The following is a 20,580-nucleotide window of genomic DNA, read 5'->3' as shown; positions in this document are numbered from 1 at the left end:
TTAATATACCACAGAGCAGAAAACGGGCAAAGCCTTTTGACAACAATTAACGTACATCCCACACCCCCACGTAAGGAAAGCAGATACCGAGTCCCCAAGCCAGCGTAAGCATGATGACAAAATAGAATATGAACACAATATCTACAGCCGAATAGCCAATCGCATAATAATACGTGCGTTTGGTTTCATTAGTAAAACCCTTGGCTTCCATGGCAATAGCAATTCGCTGTGCACGCCGGATACTTTGAGCGAGCAGCGGAATTGCATACCTGCGAAGCGTGGCATACATATTCCATTTGGACACATGCTGATGTAAACCTCGAATACGATGGGCTTGTCTCAATGCCTGGAATTCCTCCACCATCATGGGCATCAACCGCATGGCTGCCAAAAAGCTATACGCATACTTCGGAGAGAGCCTCCATTGCTGCATCAGTGAATAAAAAAGGTCCACTGGACGAGTCGTTAAACCAAACAGCAACCCTACCGCCGCCATACTCAGCGCACGAAAGCCCAGATGTATACCCCGATAAAAGCTTTCCTGCGTAATATGGATCAGGCCCCATGTCCACCAGGTCGTCACCCCTTTGCCGAACATCATCATGCCCGTTGAGGTTGAAATAAACACCAATATAAAGGGAGATCCATACAGCAGCAGCCGCTTCCATGGATGGCCTGACCAGACAAGCAGCAGCAGCATAGCACACGCAACATTAAACATGACATTCGGATCATGAATGACTATAACGACCACAAACAGTATGGAAAACATAACGAGCTTTAGGCCCGGATTCACACGATGCAGCCATGTTTTATGATGGGGAAAGGACAGGTTCATACTGTAGTTCCCCTTTCTGAATCCGCCATATATCGGTACAATATCGATGGACAATTTCTGGGTCATGCGTGACCATCACAATGGCCGTGCCTGCCGCTCTCAGCTGCTCCAACATATCCAGCATGACAAAGGTATTACGCGCATCCTGCCCAAAAGTCGGTTCATCCAGCAGCAGCACTTCCGGCTCACGGATCATAGCCGTAGCAATACTCAACCGCCTTTTTTGGCCCAATGAAAGCTGATACGGATGACGCTCGTCCAGCCGCTCCAGTCCGAACTGTACGAGCATCCGATCGACCCGTTCCCGGCACTGTTCAATGGTGAACAAGCTCTTGGGTAACGAATACTCTAGTTCCTTTCGTACGGTGTGTGCTACGAATTGCAGCTCGGGATTTTGAAACGCGAACCCGATACGCTCTGCCAGTTGTTCCGTACTGCCTGCCTCAATTCCGCGCACGCTATAACGTCCCTGTGTGCGAAGTAAGCGCATCATGGAGAGCAGCAGTGAGCTTTTGCCAGCCCCGTTTTCACCGACCACGCCAATCCAGTCGCCAGGCTTCACCTGCGCATGCTCCACATAAATCACTGAACTTAAACCGCGGAGGCCACTAAAATGTTCCAGCTCCAGCAAATCAATCCCTGTACCATTCCCCGTACCATTCTGCTGTGTCACTGATTCACTCCAACGCGGCGAAGACGATTCACTCCATACTCCCGGGTACCACACGCCATACTCGGACAATGCCTGCCGCTGCCCATGAAATACTTCTTCCGCCCTTCCATCCGCAATGATCTCCCCTTGAGCAGAAAGCACCACAATCCGGTCCACATCATGGACAATTTCATTAATTTTATGCTCCACGATCACCAGTGTCTGGTCTACCGAAATGTTTCGAATGGTATCCCACACCTGTGTAGTACCTTCCTCGTCCAACAAAGCCGTGGGCTCATCCAGAAAAAGCACTTCTGGCTCCATAGCCAGCACAGACGCAATCGCCAGCCGCTGTTTCATTCCCTGTGACATGCTGCCAATGGGCATGTGTATATCATCCGTTGATAGACCAACCTGTATCAGCAGCTCGCGAATACGGGATCGCATCTGCTCACGAGGAACCTGATTATTTTCCAACACAAAAGCCAGTTCCTCGTCTGCATATGACATACAAAACTGCGTATCAGGATCTTGAAATACAATACCTGAGACACTTGGGATTACAGCAGCATCGCATTTCATAGGCACTTCTATCGTGCGTGGAATCAGACCGCTTAACACTTGGAGCAGCGTTGATTTACCGCATCCACTCGGTCCCAGCAACAGCAGCTTTTCCCCCTTGCGGACAGACAAAGACATATTGTGAAAAAGCAGCTCCTGCTCACCGGGGAATTTCAACCGAAGACGGGTGATCGAAGCCACCACATCTTCGGTTGCCTGGCTCATCAATCCAGCCCCTTATAATCTTGTTCCGTTGCGGGTCTCAAACTTCGCGTGACTCCGGTTACCTCCAATGCCCTAGCCAGATAGAACGCGAATACCCCGGCAATCACAATGCTGCCAATCATGCGAAAACCGATATACAAAACATAGTTCCAGGTCGAAAGCTGATCAATATACCCGTAGCTGAAGTCTAAAATCAGAGAAGCGACAGCCGCCCCGGCCGCAGCTAGCGAAGCAACCCACAGGTTTGCGTTCCGATACAGAAAAGCCGCAAAAAATAGCTCCGCTCCCAAGCCTTGCAGCAGGCCATAGTACAAAGTGGACATCCCCCATTCGCTTCCCAAAAAAGCACTGACCGTTGCCGCTGCCACCTCTGCCAAAATTGCAACACCCGGCTTGCGAATGATGAGATAAGCAAACGTGCCTGCCATAAACCACATGCCATACATCAGTTGCTCGGCGTGTAGACCGAATGGTTTCATCAAATCATAGGCAGGTCCCCATATTTTGTAGACTAACCCGAACACAACAGCGATCACAATCGTGACCAAAATATCAGTCAGCTTCAACCCTTTGGACGCTCTTACAGCAGTATTCATTATTGCGTGCTCCCCTTATCCTTATAATTGGCCTCTTGGCCATAAAAAAAAGCTTGTCTGGAGCTGAATCTCCAGGCAAGCTTTATGCGCAGTAAAAGGTGAAGCACCATACAAAACATCATTCGTCGATATGCCTTATATAACCAGTAGTCTAAGCTACTACACTGATACCAAGCCAAAGTCAGGGTCAAGGTAAAATGCTAGGACATACATTGTATCTATCGACAACCGCGAAACAAGCGGCATTCCTGTATAGTGTTCTTGGTTTCTCTACGCTGGCATTACCCAGATCAGATTTCACGGTCAGTGGCAAGGGCCACCCTCTCAGCCTGACTTTCTCAAGCTCCCGACAATGCTTTTTTAATTCACTATAATATATACCACATCTATGGCTTTGACAATCCTATAATCCGAAGAAACGTTTGGCTGTCTCCGTCGTGGCGATTTCGATCTCCATCATGCTTCGGCCTGTACATTCGGCTATCGTAGCAGCAATGTGAGCGAGATACATCGACTCATTACGCCCTTCTTTGGGCTTCACGGGCAAATTACGCGGGGTCAAAAATGGAGCATCCGTTTCAATCATCAGACGGTCCAAGGGAATATCTCTGACCAGTTCACGCAGATGTTTGCCACGCCGTTCGTCGCAAATCCAGCCGGTGATCCCGATATACAGTCCCATCTCTACATACGTATGCAATTCTTGTTCCGTGCCTGTAAAACAATGCACCACTGCTTTATCGACAAGCCCTTGATACTCCCGCAGCATAGCGGCAAAATCCTCATGTGCATCTCGTTCATGCAAAAATAACGGCATATTCAGCTCACCCGCCAGTTGGATTTGCTCGCCAAACCATCGGCGCTGCACATCACGCGGCGAAAAATCACGGTTATAGTCCAATCCGCATTCCCCTATGGATACGACCTGCGGCTGACTCGCCAGCTGGCGGAGCTGCTGAATCGTATCTGCGCTGCAGTCTTTGGCATCATGGGGATGCACGCCAGCTGTCGCATACAGCTTGCCCGGATAACGTGCTGCATACTGAGAAGCCTCCCGACTGCTGCGGACACTGGTCCCGGTAATAATCAGGGGTGAAATCCCTACAGCTGCTGCTCTCTCTACCACCTGTTCCCGATCCGCATGAAACGAACGGTGCATCAAGTTCACGCCAATATCAATTAACGGTGTACCCCTTTCCATCTCAATCCCTCCTTCGCAAACTACAATCTCGGATCAATCGGCTCCGATTCCAGAGATAGCGCGGCAAGGACGCATTCATGAATACGATCTACCGTATCCTTGCGGACAAAACGTTCCACGCCTTCCATACCAAGCGCTCCTTCCATCAGGGCATGACGCTCCTTTTTGTTCGTTCGACGCTGCTTCAGACGCTTTAAATTCTCAGGGGCAAGATAATCCATACCGTAAATGATGTGCAAATACTTCCGGCCTCTCACCTTGATTGCAGGCTGAATCATCTTGTCCCGATTTTTCATCAAAAAGCGTTCCGGCTTGATCACAATCCCTTCATGACCATCCTCTGTCATCTCGTTCCACCAGCGAATGACCTCTTCCTCGCTTGCTTCGTCCGTGATAACGCGGTACTCTGTCTCCATAAACAGGGAAGACAGCCCAGCCAGCTCCCGGTTTTGCTCCATATGCCAAATATGAGAATGGTCGAAAAAAGTCTTTCCGCTGTGTGCCAGTGTATGGAACGGTGCAATACGAATTTCATCCAGACCGTCCACATCCCAGCAATATTTTTGAAAAGCCTCTTGAAACGTTACGGCATTCGCGTACTTCTGTTCCATTTCCTCCAGCCAGTCTCCAACCTCTCGACCTGCAACCTTCGCCTGCTTCAGCTTGTCTACCAGCTTACTGCGATCCAACAGAGCTGCCTCCCCCACATGCGCATACTGTGCAGCAATCAGTTCCCGAGCCTTGAGATTCCACGGTACAATTTCCGCATCCAGCAATACAAAATCCGTCTGGTTCCGTTCAAAATATCCAGCAGTCCGTAGATCCACATTAAGCTTCTCCATCACTTGCTTCCCAAGGCTTTGTTCAAAGAAAGCTCTCCCACTCCGACTATAGATCGTGCCCAATGTCGGGTAGCCTACATATTGAACAGCGGCCTGTTCGTTTTTGAATAATAGCAAAATAGCCCGGCTACCCATATGTTTTTTCTCGGCCACCATCGTTTGTACTCCTTGCCCGCGATAATAAGCCAGCGCCTCACGTGGATGCTCCAGATATCCTTCCTCTGCAGACACCGCTGGAGCAGGGCTCATCGTCGGTGGAATATACACCAGCTCCTCCATGGGTACAGTCACATGTGACACAGTATCTATAGCGGATTTGATCCATTCTCCTTGTACGCGCACTTCGCCATACGATTCCGTCAGCACACTGTAACCAGCGATTAGCTTGCGTAAATTCGGCGGGGAAAACCGTTTTCTCTGCCACCGGACAAGTGGGCTATCGGGATCATTCGCATAATTCTCATGTGCCGGAACGCTGACAAATTCCTTTTCCGGATAACGATAAGCGGTCAGCATACCGCCAAATACCACACCCTGATCAATATTCACCGTCTGGTTCACAAGGGTAGGCTGCGGTCTCGGATCATGTCCCCATACTACTATTTCTCCCGATTCATGGTCTACGAACCAATCCTTGCGGATCGGTGTTCCGTTCGCATCCTGCCCCTCCGTATCTCCATAGCGGCAATAATCAGAAATACGTGCCGATTGTTTGCCAATAAAATGATCCTTAATCCCGGCATGAGTCACAACCACATGTCGCAATCCATTTCTGCCAAAAATAAGATGAGAGGGTACATGTAGCAGAAAATCCCTCAACTCGCTTCTAAGCTGTTCTGCCGCTGCCTTGCCCGCTTTTTGTTCATATTGGACCAGTTCCTCTGCAAATCGTTCATCGCCATGACTGAGAGTCACCTTTCTTCCATCGAGGTAACGGCCGATTTTCCAGCCATGATTGCTGTCAATCATATACGCTAGTCCGGCATCCACGTGCTTTTTCCAGAACTGCACCGCTTGTAACGATTCCGGGCCACGGCTCATCACATCCCCGACAGATACTAGTCTTCTACCATCTGGATGATGGTATAGTCCTTTCGTATCTTCCGTATATCCTAGCCGCTCTATCACTTCCAGCATCTCACGGTAGCACCCATGGATATCACCAATGATGTCAATACCTGAGCCAATCTCATGAAACAGTGGCTGCACACGGCGAACAAAGTTCATTTCTTCTACATCCTTAAGAACATAGCAAGCGTTAAAGCCTTCCTCACGGATACCACGCAGATTCCGCTTTAACAGCTGTGCCTGCTGCTTGACCCGTTGGCGGCCACGCGGATGCTCCCTGCCTAAATCACGTTCCAGCAGCACAGATTCGGGTACATCCAGTACCCAGGCCATAACAGGAACGTGCGCCTTGGCTGCCAGCTGTACATATTTCTGGCGATCCTCAGCGTACAAATGGGTGGCATCCACAACCGTTAGCTTATTCAAGCGACAACGCATAGCCAGAATCGTATCCATCGCCTCAAACGCCTTGGCTGACATTTGCTGATACTCATAGAACAGTACGTCCGATTCCAGCCTTGGAAGTCCACTCCAGTCTATAAATTCCGTATCTCCGACCAGCTTGCGAAAATGATCCGAGGATACCACTTCTGTCTCCAGTAGAATCCCTTCGCTCACCAGCCTGTCCAATAATGTGGTTTTGCCACTGTTGGAGGCCCCCACCAACACAACCAGTCCAGCATGCGGTAAATGAATCGTACGTTTGGATGAATTGCTCATGCTTCCTTCTGCTCCTTTCTGCGCGTAAATATAGCCATTTGGGTCGGTTGTCCAAAGCCTTCGACCTCTTCTCCGATCCCCTTCAGCGCTATCAAATAAGGAGCTTCCTCAATCCACTGCTCACATCGTTCCTGAAACTCGCGTCTATTCCATTCAAAACGGTGATCGCCATGCCGCAGCTCTTGCTGGTTCATGCGATATACTTCATTATATTCACGATTGGGAGTCGTCACGATCAGCACACCCGGCTGATACTCCGTCACAATCGTCTTCATCACCCGGTTCAGACGATGCTCGTCCACGTGCTCAATGACCTCACATAGGATCATCACATCTTTGCCCCGCAATTGTTCATCATAATAAAAGAGAGAGCCCATCATGGGTGTAGGAATGATCGCGTCGGTATGCCTTTCCAGCTTGGCAAAACGCTCCATGGCTCTCACCTGTGCATACGCAGACGGCTCCACCGCCCAAATTTCTTCAATGCCCGTCATTCGGGCCATCCGAGCCGAAAGCTTCCCTTCTCCTGAACCAAAATCTACGATTTTCTGTCTTCGAGGCAGCTTGCGAATCACGTCCATAATAGCTTGATACCGCAGCTCATTCAGCCGTACAGTAGGCTGTTGCTTCCCTTCCTCCTGTGGCTGTTCTGGCTGTTGAATCTGTTTGTGCTTATCCTTTTGAGCTTGGACAGTATGTTTTTGAGTATGTTTTTCAATATGTTTTTGAGTACCTATTTCAGCAGAATCTGATTGCTCAAATTGCTCAATCAGATTGGTAAAACGAAGCGTGCGTCGAATGATGAGCTCGCGTAGCGGATGCTCTGGCAGCCAGCCTTCACCGTAACGTCTCAGCTTGTCAAACTCTTCTTCACTAATATAGTAATGCTTATAATTATCCAGCACCGGAATCAACAGCAATAACTGACGCAGCGCATACTGCACCGTCTGGTGGCCACTTAACGTGACATATCTGACGGTGCTTCGATTTTTCAGCTGAAAAGAATAATCTGCTTCCCCTCGTTCTATGGCCACTTGATAGCCCAGCGGAGCGAATAGCCCCTCCACCACAGAATCCGGTAAATCCGAAGCAACGGGCCCAAACGATAACTCCAGCGCAAAAGGGTGCGTCACCCATCCTGCATAGTCTTCCTTGGGTTTGCCGTTCAGGGCTGTGCCAAGCGAGCCACGAATATAGGTGCAAAATAAGCTGCTGGTTACAAACTCCCGGTCATTAATATATTGTGTAATGTCATAGCTGTCCGGACTGTTTTTGACCAAATCAATCGAATCTGGCGAAGCCTGAATGACGATCTCAGCCTCTTCCTCGGTAAAAACAGTGTACACCATGCGTACACGTGCGCCTTTTTCTGTGCGATCATACGTATTGTAAGGATTCTTAGCAAGCAAATGCGAAATCATCCCTGCATTCGTTCCGGTTGCTTTTAGCGTAATGTGCATACTCCACTTCTCCTTCCCAGCTTATGCTTCCCATACTTCATTCACCGCAGCGCGGAACAAATCATCCAACTGCTGATCCCGGCCACTCTCCATATGCTGAAGCAAGGGCGCCTTTTGTTCAAAATAAGCAATTTGCTGCTGGATAAAATCATTCACCACCGAAAGCCGTGGCTCCATATCCAGTTCCTCGCCCGCTTTTTTACGTTGTAGCAAATGCCCGATCACCTGATAAAGTTCTGTATCGGCCGGAATTAATTCCTCTAGCAAGTCTACGAATTCCATCGGAGGCATGATGTTGTAACGTTCAATCCAGCCACAGGCCAGCAGTGGGCGCAGTACATAAAAATACTTTTTAATCTTCACCTGTTCTCCTTGCAAATAATCCCGATAGTTCCCCCGCGCCATATTCAGGTAATGGTACACACAGGACTTCGGAGAGAAGGTTAACGGCGATATTGCACGAATCTGGTCAGCCACTGAATACTGCTCCAGATAGGGAATCGGAGATTGCAGCCATTCCAGCAAAGGCGGATTGGACTTGCGAAACAAATGGAGTGCCTTTTTCAAATCCCAGCCGTTCATATCCAGCAAATTGCTGATGGGTCGCTCAATCACATCCCGCTTATCAAAGATAGATAAATACCATTCTACGGGTCTTACATAGATAAATCGTACATCATAGTCACTGTCCTGTGAAGGAAACCCCCATGCCCGACTGCCTGATTCACAGGCGTACACAATGCGCACCTGCTCCGCCTGCTCCAATGCGCGCAGCTCACGCAAAATCGTCTCGCACATTTCCGGTTGAATGAAACCCTGCCCATGCTTCACATCTGTCATGTTGTTCCCTCCCTTATCATTAAAGTATTTCCCGAATCTGTTCTCTAATCGACTCCTCCGTTTCAGCTACCGATAAGTGGCGAAGGCGCTCTGTCGTTTTCTCTCCCCACATCTCAGAAGACCATACCTTGAGTACATGAAGCGCTGCACAGCGATTGGAGGTCACCGGACTCCAAAGCCCGGCAGCAACTAGCTCTTGTCCCATTCCTTCGTGAGAAGACAATAGTTGCAACAGCATACCCAGACATTGATGCGCTTCATACTCCAGTCCATACCCAGGTAAATTAGCAGGGCCGGAAGCAATCTCTCCCAAGGGCAAGTGCTGTTCTGCAAAAGCCACCAACTTGCGCACCCGCTGTTCATCCACTGTCTTGATGAGTTCAAAGTACAGATTAGGCTTGACTGGGTATCTGCTTAATTGATCAAATAGCACGGGCCATACATCTAGTGTTAGCATTTGAGCTGCGCGAATGGCACAGTGGAGATGCGGTGAATCTGCATGCTGCAGCTCCTGCTCCACCAGCTGCACCCACTGCGGATCGTCCATCATCTGCTGGCACAGCGACGCGTAACGTCTACGCAATTCCGGTGTCCATTCATGCTCATAACGTGTCTCCCATGAATCGTCCTCTTCATCCAGAAAGTCTGCAATATCCATGATGATCGTAAAATGCTGCACCGTCGTGCACATGGCCTTGGCATGACGAAGGTAGTTACCTATAACCATAGCGGCATGCTCATAATCGTCTATACTTTCCGCAGGTCCGCCTGCTGCCAGCAAAGCCGACAGAATCTCGCCTGCTCCGTCAAACAACTCCTGATCAATCTGCGGAACGGCGATGGCTGTATGCAGCTCGCCTTTATGAGCGCACTCATAAGCAAGATATTCATACATGACATTATTGCGGAATCCTTCCCGCAGTAGCCAATCACGTATTTCCTGACGCGTAGGTTCCAGCCGTTCCACTACGTGAATACGTCCCCAGCCATGTACCTGGCGGGCTAACGTATACAACTGTTCGTTGGCTTGCTCCGAAATATTACAGATAGCTACAGCCGCATATAGCGTGAATTCATCATGCTTTGCCAGCGTTAAAATAAGCTCGTGATGCTGCTCTGTCTCCAGTAATCCAAGCAACGCAATGCCGATCTTCACCACATTACGGTGTGCTCCATGTTCAACCAGCCAACGCGCTTCCTCATACAATCGGTCTGGCTGAATTGCTGGATGCTGGCGCACCGCATCCAGCAACGGATCAATCAGACTGAGCGCATTTTCCTCCATCAGGCGTACATACGTCTCACGTCTCGTCTTCATTCCTGGCTTACGACATTGTCTGGACAACAGCTGCACCAGATCCTTGATTTTATCGGCTACATGCTCGCCAGCACCATGATGCCCAAATGCTCCATCTAATCCTCCTGCCACCCAACGCATCGTGTGACCTGCCCAATATTCTTCATCATCCGGTAATTGATCATCAGTAAGCCTGCCCTGAGTATCCATTCCCTGCATAATCGTTTCATAAATCGAAAGCTTGCCTACCCATGGATATAACACTTCATTTTTGCGTCGTCCAAACATGTTGCATCACCCTTCTGTTATGTATTGCTTCTTAGTTTCATCGTGCTATCTTATATTTCTATGATGCTTTATATTGGAAGTCGTGAACATGGTGAAAGTATTACAAAGAAGAATAATTTCCCTTTTTCCAGCATCCCTTCCCTGTTAGAATAAAGGGATACTTGCTTTCGGAGAACGGCAACAGAAACGGGGAATGCATCATGGCGAGAGAGAGTTTTGATAAAGAAATTCAATTCCTGCGCATGCTCACACTGACCAGCGGCGCTTATAATCGGCAGCAATTTGCAGACAGACTGGGCATTTCAGTGCATACCTTTGATAAAACAATCCGGCGTCTCAAGGAAATCGTCCAATCCGTACAACAGCAGTTGCCTGAGGACCAGGGACATGATTTTAATGAGATGCTGCGCTTTAATTATTATGAATCCGCTGATCCATTACTACTATTCTTGTTTCGGGCCAAATCGCTCAAGGAATCAGAAAGCGTCCGCTTATCTCTTCTGCTGACAGCGCTACAGTCACAGCCTCTGACCACTATGGAATTGCTGGATGCTTGCTGCAACGGGCTACCTTCCGACAGTTCGCTGCCGGATGAGAAAACGATTCGTTCCGATCTGAAATATCTGGTCGAAGTCGGCGTGGTTTGCAAGGAACCCGGCGGCAGACCTTATCGCTATGCTGTCCGCAACGATCTGGTGACAGGACTGACGGACGAGGAATTACTGGACTTATATGATTTTGTAGACATTATGGCCAACACACAGCTTCCCTCTGTTCAGGGATATCTGTTGCGAGATCATCTAAAAAAAGCCATGCGCCGTCAGGCCGGAGATCGGGAGTTGGCCGAACCTTTTTTATATAAATACCACTATTATTCACGCATTCTGGACGAAGCCCATATTCATCCGCTTCTACACGCGATTCGGCAACGTCGCTGTGTAACTTTTTTATATTTTTCGACGTCCAAACGAAGCATGTACGGGTCACAGAACACAAACCCGCTGTTTGAAAAAGAGACGGAGGGCCGTGAACATACCATTCTGCCCCTGCAAGTCATCTATGATCATCAATATGGACGTTGGTATGTTCTTGGTCATGTAGGCGGTAAAGGAATCATGAAGTTTCGTATGGAGGGCATGACTCAATTGGTGGAGGGCAAGCCTGTACCAGAGCAGTTTCATGCCGACCTGCTAGCGGTGTTGGAAGAAAAAATGCGGTACAGCTGGCTTGTTGATACCGGTCGTCCTGTGAAGGTACGGGTACGTTTTTTTAATCCTGAGGGCGCGAAGCGCAACTTTATTCGGGAACGTGTACTGTCACAGGGACAATGGGGTACGATCGCGGAGGAAGAAAGTGAATCCTTTATCTATGAAATCACAGTGAATGGAATCACCGAGATTAAACCGTGGATTCGCAGCTTCGGATCAAGCTGTGAAGTATTGGAGCCTCAGCGGCTGCGTAAGGAATTCAGACAGGAATGGAAGGAGCTGCAAGCCTATTATGAGCCTGTTCGAGAAAATATTTAACTATCAGATCGTCTCTCGGCTGGATGAATCGGGCGCTTTTGCCACCACATCGCAGGAAAGAGTCTGGCTCCAATCTATGCTGACAGACTCGGCAGCAATAGAGGCTTTCACCCCGTCTACGCTTGATAAGCTTCGGCAGATGCTCGCAGACGACGAGCCTCTGGAGGCCGATGGAAGTTTGCGGGAAAAAGCAGGTATCCCTGCTGCCTCGGTATATCATCCACTCTTGCGTGAATTGCGTCCCATTCTGCGATCCCGTTCTGGCATCTGTATGACCTACAAACTGCGCAACGGACGCATGCATGAGCGAATGTCCGGTTTTCCATATAAGCTGGAGTTCTCCATGGTCAAAAAAGAATGGAGCCTGCTGTGGTATAACCGCAGACACCGCGCGCTCATGTCTACCAAGCTGTCTAATATCGTGAACGTTACGGAAGATGAGCTTCTACCCGAAGAGGCCGAAAAATTCATCCAACGTATTCTCGGTATACTGGAGTCGCGCAAAGAACAGGGCATCATCGAAATTATTCCTGTATACAACGGAGAAATGTCCCGTATTTTATATGCTTTTTCCTGCTTTGAAAAAGAAGTCGAATATGTTCAGGAAGCAGATACCTATCGTATTACGCTCACTTTCCAGGCAGACGAATGTGAATATGTACTATCCAAAATCCGTTTCCTTGGCAAACGTGTCAAGGTCGTCCAAGGCTCCCGGCTGATTTCACGAATGAAGGAAACAACGGCCAAGGCCCTTGCACGCTACGAAGAGGAATAGCTGCTGAGACAATATGAGATGCAGCCATGTAAATAGCCCTCCCTCCGTCTGTTAATGAGACGAAGGGAGGGCTATTAAACTACGGTTCGTATAAACGAAGTCATACACTTACATCCACATACGCCTGCTGTAACAAACGGGTCCGCAGTACGAGTTTATGGCAAGGCTTGTCCGCGCGCACTGACGTACAATTCGTACCATTCCTCACGGGTCATCAGCTCACTCTGGCGTTCCGCATCCTGACATGCCTTGATTCGTTCAGGATTGGCGCTGCCAATGACAGGCTGAATCCGTGCCGGATGTTTCATAAGCCAGCCAAGGACGATCGCTTCACGTGTCGTTTCCTTTTCAGAAGCCAGCTTCTGCACCAGCTCTGCCGTCTTAACGACATGCTCAGGCTCCCCTTTCAAAGAACCTCCGCTAAAACGTCCCTGCGCCAGCGGTCCCCAGGCTTGGAGCTGAATATCCTCGGTTTGGCAATATTCCAGCAAACCTTCGCCAAAATGTACATTCGTCCCCGCCTGCTGGTTCACATGTACTGTCTGATCTACAAAATGCAGATGCGCCAGGCTCATTTCCAGCTGATTAGCGATCAGCGGCTCCGTTAGGCTCCGCTCCAGAAACCGAATTTGGCTTACATTCATATTGGAAACGCCAAAATGCCGTACTTTGCCAGACGTCTTAAGCTCGCTGAACGCCTTCGCTACTTCTTCCGGCTCTACCAGCGGATCGGGGCGATGCAGCAGCAGGATGTCCAAATATTCCGTACCCAGACGCTTCAGAATGCCATCCACGGACTCCATAATATGTGCATATGAGAAATCAAAACGGCCCGGGAGCGTACCATCCGGCAGAAAAATGCCGCATTTGGACTGAATTACGATTTGTTCACGCAAGCCCGGCTGTCCCTTTAAAACCCGACCGAAAATTTCTTCCGCTTTCCCCATACGATAGATATCCGCATGATCGAACATCGTAATCCCAATGGATTGTGCAGCTTCTACAGCTCTTTCCGCTTCAACGACATGCGCCTGCGTAAACGGTGCATGGCTCCATTCTCCACCAAAAGGCATACAACCGAGCGCCAGCCGACTATCGGAGATTCCACGTTTCTGTAAAGGCATAATCTTCATGTTTCTCCTCCTTCAACCCTCAAAATATTCCCTGCTTCATCCACATATGAATAGTTCGTGGAACCGCTATCACACACCTATTTTACCACTTACTTACGGTCGTGTATTACTTTGGCCCCAATCCACATCTTTTTATCCGAATATCCCCATGCTCAGATAACGCTCTCCGGTATCCGGGGCAATGCAAAGTACCCGTTTGCCTGCTCCCAAACGCCGAGCTTCCTGAATCGCCGTCCATATCGTAGCTCCGCTAGAGGGGCCAACCAGAATCCCTTCCTGGGCAGCAATCGCCCGTGTCATTGCAATCGCATCCTCATCGGAAACCTGCACGATTTCGTCATACACTTCCGTATTCAGCACGGTGGGAACAAAGCCTGGACTGGTGCCAACCAGCTTATGTGGACCGGGTTTTCCTCCAGATAGCACTGGCGAGCCCTTAGGCTCAACTACAACAATCCGCAGATCCGGCAAATGCTGACGCAGCACTTCACCTGTTCCCGTAATGGTACCGCCCGTTCCCGAAGAAGCGACGAACACATCCAGCTTCCCTTCTGTCTGTTCCAAAATCTCAAGTGCCGTCGTCGTACGGTGGATATCCGGATTTGCCTCATTTTCAAATTGATGCGGGATAAAACTCCCTTCAATTTCAGCCCCCAGTTCGAGTGCCTTGCGAATCGCTCCTGGCATCCGTTCTTCCGCTGGTGTCAGTACGACCTCAGCCCCGTAGGCTTTCAAAATATTGATCCGTTCCTTCGTCATATTCGAAGGCATCACCAAAATTGCACGGTAACCTCGGGCTGCCGCATTCATCGCAAGACCAATTCCCGTGTTGCCACTCGTCGGCTCAATAATGGTGCCTCCCGGCTTTAGATGTCCTGCCTTTTCCGCCTCGGCAATCAGATTGCCCGCCGCCCGATCTTTAACACTGCCGCTTGGATTAAAATACTCCAGCTTCACATACACTTCCGCATCCTGCGGCCGTGTGAGCCGTTGGAGTCTTACACAAGGTGTATCTCCTATTAAATCTGTAATACTATGTACCACTTTAGGTGCCATCGTTATATCCTCCTTGGATCGTTCCTTACAGCGTCATTTTACGATCTTAATATCATACTACCAAAATAACATACTTGCCTCCTTCCTACCTGTCGCTTTTGTAAATTACATAAAACTTATCAACTTAGTATGTAAAATTCTTGCAAAATGGGTCGCCAGATATCGCCTGTAATGATATACTCGCATTACTATTTTTTCAGGAGGATACAAGACACTTATGAGTAATCAAGAAAATATGACAGCAAATCGCTTCCCCCCCTCCTTGCTATGGTTAACCCTTGGTGCCTTCGCCATCGGCATGACCGAATTCGTCATTATGGGACTTCTGCCCAATGTAGCCCATGATCTTCATGTTACGATTCCGCAAGCCGGGCAGTTAATCACCAGTTACGCGCTTGGTGTGGCCATTGGCGCACCTGTACTTACTGTATTAACCCATAAGGTTCCGCAGAAAAAGCTGCTATGCCTACTAATGACTATATTCATTTTAGGCAATCTTTTTTCCGTCATTGCTCCCAATTACGAACTTCTGATTGCCGCTCGTATGGCTACTGCATTATCGCACGGAACCTTTTTGGGAGCCGGTTCCCTGATCGCTGCCAGACTGGTTCGTCCTGACAAGCGCGCGGGTGCCATTTCTATGGTGCTGACCGGTTTGACCGTGGCGAACATTATTGGCGTGCCCTTTGGTACCTTTATCGGACAACAGCTCGGCTGGCGTGCTTCCTTTGGAGCCATTGTGGTCATCGGCTTGATTTCTCTCTTTGGTATCATTCGCTACATTCCGGTGATTCATCAGGACAAGCCTTCCAGTCTCAAACAAGAAGTCAAAAGCCTGTTTAATCCAAAAGTGCTACTGATGCTGCTCACAGGTGCAGTCGGTTGTGGTAGCCTGTTCACTGTCTTTACGTACATTACGCCTTTGCTTACGGATATTAGTGGCTTTGCCGAGCATAGCATTACCTGGATTCTCGTCCTGTTTGGCCTAGGGGTAACGATCGGCAACATCGTTGGCGGCAAGCTCGCAGATTGGAAACTACTTCCATCCCTGATCGCAAACTATGCTGTGCTGGCTATTATTTTGGCCATTCTGACATTTACGCTTCAAAGCAAGGTATTGGCCGTCATCACGGTCTTTATCTGGGGCATTGCTGCGTTCGGCATCATGCCGGGTATTCAGGTTCGCATCATGAATCTGGCCTATGAGGCTCCTTTACTTGCCTCTACCTCCAGCCATTCCGCATTAAATCTGGGCAACGCAGGCGGTGCTTTTATCGGGGGAGTTGTTATTAATCAAATGGGGCTAGCCGCTATTCCATGGGTTGCATCGCTAATCACTGTCGGCGGTCTGCTACTCATGATAGTTAGCTACATTGAGGATCGCAAGACGGCTCATACTGAAGCGATAGCTGAGATACAGTCATAGAATCGTTCAGTTTGTTGGACAGTGTCAGCTATTAACCGGAGAGCAATGAATGGCGGCAAATCTCTAAAAACAGCAGGTTGGAAGTAAACGAATGGTTCATTTTTCATAGATTGAGAGATATTGTCCACTCTCTTCTTCTAAATTCCTCATAGTATGACATTGTAATACAAATTTATGAGGAAAGAAGTGTGTATGATGAGCCTTTTTTTTACAAACAACACGAGTAATACCATCTATGCCGCCTATGCTTATCCTAGTTCCGACTGTCATCCCACCAATTATTCTAAAATGGGCTGGTATCGGATAGAACCTGGTGATACGAGAGAAGTATGGAGCGGTTCTGTCGGGGGAACCACATTCTATTATTATGCTGAAGATCACTCCAATTCGTGGCGTGGTACGTACCGCACACGGCTTCCGAGAAGCACTAGCAGTGATTTTCATTGGTGTTGGAACTATAGTAGCGGATCATCCAGACGAGTGGGGATGCGTAGACTTTCCATTGACTCATCTGTAGACAGTTACACTGTCGAGTTCGGCAGAACCAGCCAACTGTCAACAAAGACAACTCATAAAGCATTACCTTCTAAATCGGAGGACTCCGGCATTCGCAGAATTCCGAGAAGACCGGCTCGCTTTAAAAAAGGAACCCCGGTTCCAGTAAAGTCCAAACGATAAGTCAAAGAACCGTAACCCGCATGATGGATATTTGAAAAAAAGTGACCACCTTGCGGGTTATTTTTATTTCACTCTGGACATTCAGACGCTTGTTGCAGCCACAGTATTTTGCCTCGCCGTTCAGCTTAACCAATGATCAAAAAAGTCCCGATAGCCCTGCTTCATCACCTGACTTGAAAACTTTTCCATAGCGTATGCCTGATTTTCTGTAGAAACCCGGCGCGGTGAGGCGGCAGCCATATTGACCAGCTCGAACCAGTTTTTCTCATTCCCTGAAAAAGAATGCGTAGAGCTGATATGTCCATAGCAAGGATGCTCTGGTTTTACGACGATTTTACCCATAGCCAGCGCTTCGGTCAGTGGCATCGCGAACGTATCGAATTTGGAGCAGCTCCAATACACCTTTGCCGTGTTCATCAGTGCAAACACCTCATCTTGCGTCAACGCAAATTGAAGTTTAACATTGTCCGGGATATCGTACTTCTTCATACTTTCCTTGTAGCGTTCACCGCCAAATACCATATAGACATCCTTGTCAGGATTATGCCTCGCATACTCCAGCACCAAATCCGGACGTCGGTTCTCCTCATCTCTACCAATCCACATCACCCGGTTCTCTACCACTTGCGAGGGATCAAAATGCTTTTCCACCAGCCGCTCATTAAATCCGATCGGGATGACTGTCACGTCGGTTACGCCAAACTTCGAAGCCATCTCCTGCTTGAGAAAGGCAGTCTGTACGATAGCCTTGTCCACGATCTGATAAAAAGGCTTCATCATCTCGTAGCCTGTAAGTGCCGGATCAGGAAAACTATGCGGAAAAAGCACGCTGTTTTTAAAAAACATGTTCAAATAGGTAAAGCCAGATACCGTATAAATAACGTGCTCAATCTGCTGCTCATGGAGTTGGTCCAGAACGACGTCATAGTTGACCAAGTCGCCCTTTTCGTGCTCATAGCCAGGAAGCCAGTCATGGCTGCTCACATGGCGCTCTGGTGATACAAATACGATGTCCACCCCCAATTCCAACCCGATCTGCTTCAGACGTTCTGCAAAAATACGAGGACCCTGTGCTTCTGCAAATTGTATTTTTCTCATGACCAAACCGACTTTTTTCATGGATTTATTTCCCACCTTCTTTTACTAACTAAATACAGTCTATGTCTTAAGCTACTATCTACATTGTTGGGCTTGTCCCCAATCCATCATCGCTGCACATTGGTTCAAACAGGCTAACGTTTCATCCAACTGGGACTCTAATTGCTCTTTTGACCATTTATCGCCGTTTCTATGCAGGTTCGTTCCAATCCTTTGCAAATCACTTGTGATTAACAACAGCATCCAGAGCGAAAATACCACCGCAAACATGCCATATTCCAGCATAAATGCCGTTCGATCCACTCTTATCCCCAACAGCTCCAGCTGCTCCACGTATGTGTCCAGTATACGAATACGCAATTCGGACGTCATCCGTCGGGGAAACAACGGATGGGACATGTCGATCAGGTGATATACATCCCACAGCGGTGTGTTCAGATGAGCATGCTCCCAATCCAGTACCATAAGCCGTTCCCCGCTCAGCGCATAGTTCCCCGGATGAAGATCACCATGAGACAGTACTAGCTGCTGTGAAAAAGATAAATGCTCCAGCTGTACATACATACGCTGCATCTGTTGCTTAGATAATCCCAGTGAGCTGCAAAGCTTTAACACATCCGGCTTGCGCGTGTATAGCTCGGAAACCATCTCCTGAATGAGTGGCTTCGGTCCCCGCAGCGGCATCCCAGCAAAACGATCCGTCGGCAAAGCATGCCACCATGCAACAAGTCCAACAGCTCGCAATAGAGTTTCGTCTGCGTGTAGATGATGTAACGGACCAAGGTCCTCAAAAACCATCCATTCTCCTCCGCCATCCGCACCTGTATCAGACCAGGCTAGCAATCGGGGATAGATCGGTGATAACGCAGGAAGCACATGCTCATACACCCATCTCTCCCGCCCCTCCTGATCATCGTTGGTTAGCGGTTTGAATATATAACTTTCAGAGGAAGACACGTAAAAACGTTCCACATGCCGACCATTCGTACCTGTATATAAAATTTCGTTTTTTTGCACCAGCGTATCATTCAAGGTGCCGTCAACATTCACATATTGATGAAAAGGATTCATAGCTACCCAACTTTTTTGTATAAAATGTAATAGCACGATCATATCACAGTCCTCGTTCCGAACGAAGTCCAGATCATCTTGGGGAAACTCGCCGTACCAAAAAAGGGGCTTGTCCAATCAGATCACAAGACCTGTTGGACAGCCCCTTATCATATCTCTACTCCTATCTTACTCCGATTAATATTGAGTATTGCCGGACTCGCTCGTATTACTGGATTTAAAGCCTTTGAACAATTGTTTCACATTGTGATAACGAGTGTTCGTAATTTTAGCTTTGCTGTTAGGACCGTCCGATCTCAGAATTGAATCCTTAACGTTGGAAATATCCGAGTTATCCAAAGTCATATTCACTCTGAATGTAGAGCCCCCAAGTTGGCGAACCAACTTTCCGATATCATCGGCTCTAAAGTTTTTTATGTTAATCGTGCCTTCGGCATTAATTTGGAATACTTTATCGTACGCATGGAACGCTCCACCGCCCGTAATGTTTACCGTGCCTGGCTCTTTAAGCGTCAAGGCATCTTCACCTACATCCTCCCACGTTACGTTGGAAATAGTTCCGTTGCCATACACATGTACACCATCCGCAGCAGGGGCAGCGATGATCACATTTTTCAAAGTTGCATTATTTTCAAGCTTGAAAATAGGCTTTTGAGCCTCTTTCTGGCTTCCGTCTCCCAAGGTATCGGGATCAGCCACTACAGTCTTGCCTTTACCATCGTATACTTCTCCAGCTTTAACAAGTATGGTCTTATGAACGACTTCTGGAGCTGCATGTGCAGAATAATTGCCGACAAATAAAGCGACCAACATTCCTGATAAAGCGATACTGATTCCCTTTTTCAATACTTTAGCTGTGTTTGTTTTCATTTCAATTCATCCCTCTCGTAGATATTTTTTTATTCTTGTCAATTCTTCGTTGACTAGAGCGCGTAGACCGTATCACCACCTTCGTACAATGAACCCATTGACCGATACACGTCTAAAAGTCGTTATTTAACTATTTGCATATGTATACTTGGTTTTTGGTTCAAAGCAATTTTGTCTCCTAATTAATATAAAGCACAAATTGTAAATAGAGCGATTACATTTACAATTTGCATAACTCTATTATAATCATACTTCCAGTAATTTCAATATATTTTCCGCCAAAATATGTCCTTTTTTTCAATTAAGTACACAATATTGCCTCTTTTATACTTGTACAAGTTTATTTTTTGACAATTTAC

Annotated in this window: 17 protein-coding genes and 1 riboswitch; of the genes, 4 read left to right on the top strand and 13 right to left on the bottom strand. The window is 48.1% G+C overall.

The features are described 5' to 3' along the window. Positions 1 to 46: 46 nt before the first annotated feature. From NSS66_RS24275 to NSS66_RS24240, 8 genes are all read right to left on the bottom strand, one after another. A complete protein-coding gene (locus tag NSS66_RS24275) occupies positions 47 to 838 on the bottom strand; it encodes an energy-coupling factor transporter transmembrane component T family protein (protein ID WP_028542050.1) in 792 nt (263 codons plus the stop codon). Next, positions 813 to 2,276 (bottom strand): ABC transporter ATP-binding protein, encoded by a 1,464-nt coding sequence (locus NSS66_RS24270; protein ID WP_023987158.1) that lies wholly within the window; start codon positions 2,274 to 2,276, stop codon positions 813 to 815. Before NSS66_RS24270 ends, NSS66_RS24275 begins: the two co-directional genes overlap by 26 nt. Beyond that, the gene (locus tag NSS66_RS24265) at positions 2,276 to 2,872 is read right to left on the bottom strand and encodes an ECF transporter S component (RefSeq protein ID WP_023987157.1); all 597 of its coding nucleotides are present in this window, start codon (positions 2,870 to 2,872) and stop codon (positions 2,276 to 2,278) included. Before NSS66_RS24265 ends, NSS66_RS24270 begins: the two co-directional genes overlap by 1 nt. Positions 2,873 to 3,121: 249 nt before the next feature. After that, positions 3,122 to 3,231, bottom strand: a riboswitch (TPP riboswitch). Positions 3,232 to 3,275: 44 nt separating this feature from the next. Continuing rightward, a complete protein-coding gene (locus NSS66_RS24260; RefSeq protein ID WP_340959969.1) occupies positions 3,276 to 4,073 on the bottom strand; it encodes a TatD family hydrolase in 798 nt (265 codons plus the stop codon). Between the two features lie 20 nt (positions 4,074 to 4,093). Continuing rightward, positions 4,094 to 6,703: a polynucleotide kinase-phosphatase gene (locus tag NSS66_RS24255; RefSeq protein ID WP_340959967.1), complete on the bottom strand. Its 2,610-nt coding sequence runs from the start codon at positions 6,701 to 6,703 to the stop codon at positions 4,094 to 4,096. Then, positions 6,700 to 8,163 carry a 3' terminal RNA ribose 2'-O-methyltransferase Hen1 gene (locus NSS66_RS24250; protein WP_340959966.1) on the bottom strand — a complete coding sequence of 488 codons (1,464 nt, stop codon included), beginning with the start codon at positions 8,161 to 8,163 and terminating at the stop codon, positions 6,700 to 6,702. Before NSS66_RS24250 ends, NSS66_RS24255 begins: the two co-directional genes overlap by 4 nt. Positions 8,164 to 8,184: 21 nt before the next feature. Next, positions 8,185 to 9,003 (bottom strand): nucleotidyltransferase domain-containing protein, encoded by an 819-nt coding sequence (locus NSS66_RS24245; protein ID WP_340959965.1) that lies wholly within the window; start codon positions 9,001 to 9,003, stop codon positions 8,185 to 8,187. Between the two features lie 19 nt (positions 9,004 to 9,022). Continuing rightward, entirely contained in the window at positions 9,023 to 10,588 is a 1,566-nt protein-coding gene (locus NSS66_RS24240) for a limonene hydroxylase (protein ID WP_340959964.1), read from the bottom strand. A gap of 200 nt (positions 10,589 to 10,788) precedes the next feature. Between NSS66_RS24240 and NSS66_RS24235 the strand changes: the two genes are divergently transcribed. Then, complete coding sequence (locus NSS66_RS24235) at positions 10,789 to 12,114, top strand: helix-turn-helix transcriptional regulator (RefSeq protein WP_340959963.1); 1,326 nt, start codon at positions 10,789 to 10,791, stop codon at positions 12,112 to 12,114. After that, positions 12,089 to 12,889 carry a WYL domain-containing protein gene (locus NSS66_RS24230; RefSeq protein WP_340959962.1) on the top strand — a complete coding sequence of 267 codons (801 nt, stop codon included), beginning with the start codon at positions 12,089 to 12,091 and terminating at the stop codon, positions 12,887 to 12,889. The genes NSS66_RS24235 and NSS66_RS24230 overlap by 26 nt, the downstream gene beginning before the upstream one ends. Positions 12,890 to 13,044: 155 nt before the next feature. Here NSS66_RS24230 and NSS66_RS24225 read toward each other — a convergent pair whose 3' ends face one another. Then, positions 13,045 to 14,022 carry an aldo/keto reductase gene (locus tag NSS66_RS24225; protein WP_023987149.1) on the bottom strand — a complete coding sequence of 326 codons (978 nt, stop codon included), beginning with the start codon at positions 14,020 to 14,022 and terminating at the stop codon, positions 13,045 to 13,047. A gap of 132 nt (positions 14,023 to 14,154) precedes the next feature. Then, entirely contained in the window at positions 14,155 to 15,078 is a 924-nt protein-coding gene (gene cysK, locus NSS66_RS24220; RefSeq protein ID WP_023987148.1) for a cysteine synthase A, read from the bottom strand. A gap of 217 nt (positions 15,079 to 15,295) precedes the next feature. Between cysK and NSS66_RS24215 the strand changes: the two genes are divergently transcribed. Continuing rightward, a complete protein-coding gene (locus NSS66_RS24215; RefSeq protein WP_023987147.1) occupies positions 15,296 to 16,504 on the top strand; it encodes an MFS transporter in 1,209 nt (402 codons plus the stop codon). Between the two features lie 192 nt (positions 16,505 to 16,696). Then, complete coding sequence (locus NSS66_RS24210) at positions 16,697 to 17,182, top strand: DUF1036 domain-containing protein (RefSeq protein WP_158451748.1); 486 nt, start codon at positions 16,697 to 16,699, stop codon at positions 17,180 to 17,182. 120 nt (positions 17,183 to 17,302) lie between these two features. Here NSS66_RS24210 and NSS66_RS24205 read toward each other — a convergent pair whose 3' ends face one another. From NSS66_RS24205 to NSS66_RS24195, 3 genes are all read right to left on the bottom strand, one after another. Further along, on the bottom strand, positions 17,303 to 18,301 hold the full coding sequence (locus tag NSS66_RS24205; protein WP_023987146.1) for a glycosyltransferase: 999 nt from the start codon (positions 18,299 to 18,301) through the stop codon (positions 17,303 to 17,305). 54 nt (positions 18,302 to 18,355) lie between these two features. Further along, complete coding sequence (locus tag NSS66_RS24200; protein WP_340959961.1) at positions 18,356 to 19,393, bottom strand: aminoglycoside phosphotransferase family protein; 1,038 nt, start codon at positions 19,391 to 19,393, stop codon at positions 18,356 to 18,358. A 135-nt stretch (positions 19,394 to 19,528) separates the two neighbouring features. Next, positions 19,529 to 20,221: a pectate lyase gene (locus tag NSS66_RS24195; protein ID WP_023987144.1), complete on the bottom strand. Its 693-nt coding sequence runs from the start codon at positions 20,219 to 20,221 to the stop codon at positions 19,529 to 19,531. Positions 20,222 to 20,580 lie beyond the last annotated feature (359 nt).

Origin of the sequence: Paenibacillus sp. FSL R10-2748, assembly GCF_038005565.1 — a bacterium.
Classification (GTDB): Bacteria; Bacillota; Bacilli; order Paenibacillales; family Paenibacillaceae; genus Paenibacillus; species Paenibacillus polymyxa_B.
This window is presented reverse-complemented; position numbering and strand designations above follow the sequence as displayed.

Bases quoted from the DNA above. Each gene is read 5' to 3' on its own strand.
- NSS66_RS24275 (WP_028542050.1), bottom strand. From the start codon at position 838: ATGAACCTGTCCTTTCCCCATCATAAAACATGGCTGCATCGTGTGAAT.
- NSS66_RS24270 (WP_023987158.1), bottom strand. From the start codon at position 2,276: ATGAGCCAGGCAACCGAAGATGTGGTGGCTTCGATCACCCGTCTTCGG.
- NSS66_RS24265 (WP_023987157.1), bottom strand. From the start codon at position 2,872: ATGAATACTGCTGTAAGAGCGTCCAAAGGGTTGAAGCTGACTGATATT.
- NSS66_RS24260 (WP_340959969.1), bottom strand. From the start codon at position 4,073: ATGGAAAGGGGTACACCGTTAATTGATATTGGCGTGAACTTGATGCAC.
- NSS66_RS24255 (WP_340959967.1), bottom strand. From the start codon at position 6,703: ATGAGCAATTCATCCAAACGTACGATTCATTTACCGCATGCTGGACTG.
- NSS66_RS24250 (WP_340959966.1), bottom strand. From the start codon at position 8,163: ATGCACATTACGCTAAAAGCAACCGGAACGAATGCAGGGATGATTTCG.
- NSS66_RS24245 (WP_340959965.1), bottom strand. From the start codon at position 9,003: ATGACAGATGTGAAGCATGGGCAGGGTTTCATTCAACCGGAAATGTGC.
- NSS66_RS24240 (WP_340959964.1), bottom strand. From the start codon at position 10,588: ATGTTTGGACGACGCAAAAATGAAGTGTTATATCCATGGGTAGGCAAG.
- NSS66_RS24235 (WP_340959963.1), top strand. From the start codon at position 10,789: ATGGCGAGAGAGAGTTTTGATAAAGAAATTCAATTCCTGCGCATGCTC.
- NSS66_RS24230 (WP_340959962.1), top strand. From the start codon at position 12,089: ATGAGCCTGTTCGAGAAAATATTTAACTATCAGATCGTCTCTCGGCTG.
- NSS66_RS24225 (WP_023987149.1), bottom strand. From the start codon at position 14,022: ATGAAGATTATGCCTTTACAGAAACGTGGAATCTCCGATAGTCGGCTG.
- cysK (WP_023987148.1), bottom strand. From the start codon at position 15,078: ATGGCACCTAAAGTGGTACATAGTATTACAGATTTAATAGGAGATACA.
- NSS66_RS24215 (WP_023987147.1), top strand. From the start codon at position 15,296: ATGAGTAATCAAGAAAATATGACAGCAAATCGCTTCCCCCCCTCCTTG.
- NSS66_RS24210 (WP_158451748.1), top strand. From the start codon at position 16,697: ATGATGAGCCTTTTTTTTACAAACAACACGAGTAATACCATCTATGCC.
- NSS66_RS24205 (WP_023987146.1), bottom strand. From the start codon at position 18,301: ATGAAAAAAGTCGGTTTGGTCATGAGAAAAATACAATTTGCAGAAGCA.
- NSS66_RS24200 (WP_340959961.1), bottom strand. From the start codon at position 19,393: ATGATCGTGCTATTACATTTTATACAAAAAAGTTGGGTAGCTATGAAT.
- NSS66_RS24195 (WP_023987144.1), bottom strand. From the start codon at position 20,221: ATGAAAACAAACACAGCTAAAGTATTGAAAAAGGGAATCAGTATCGCT.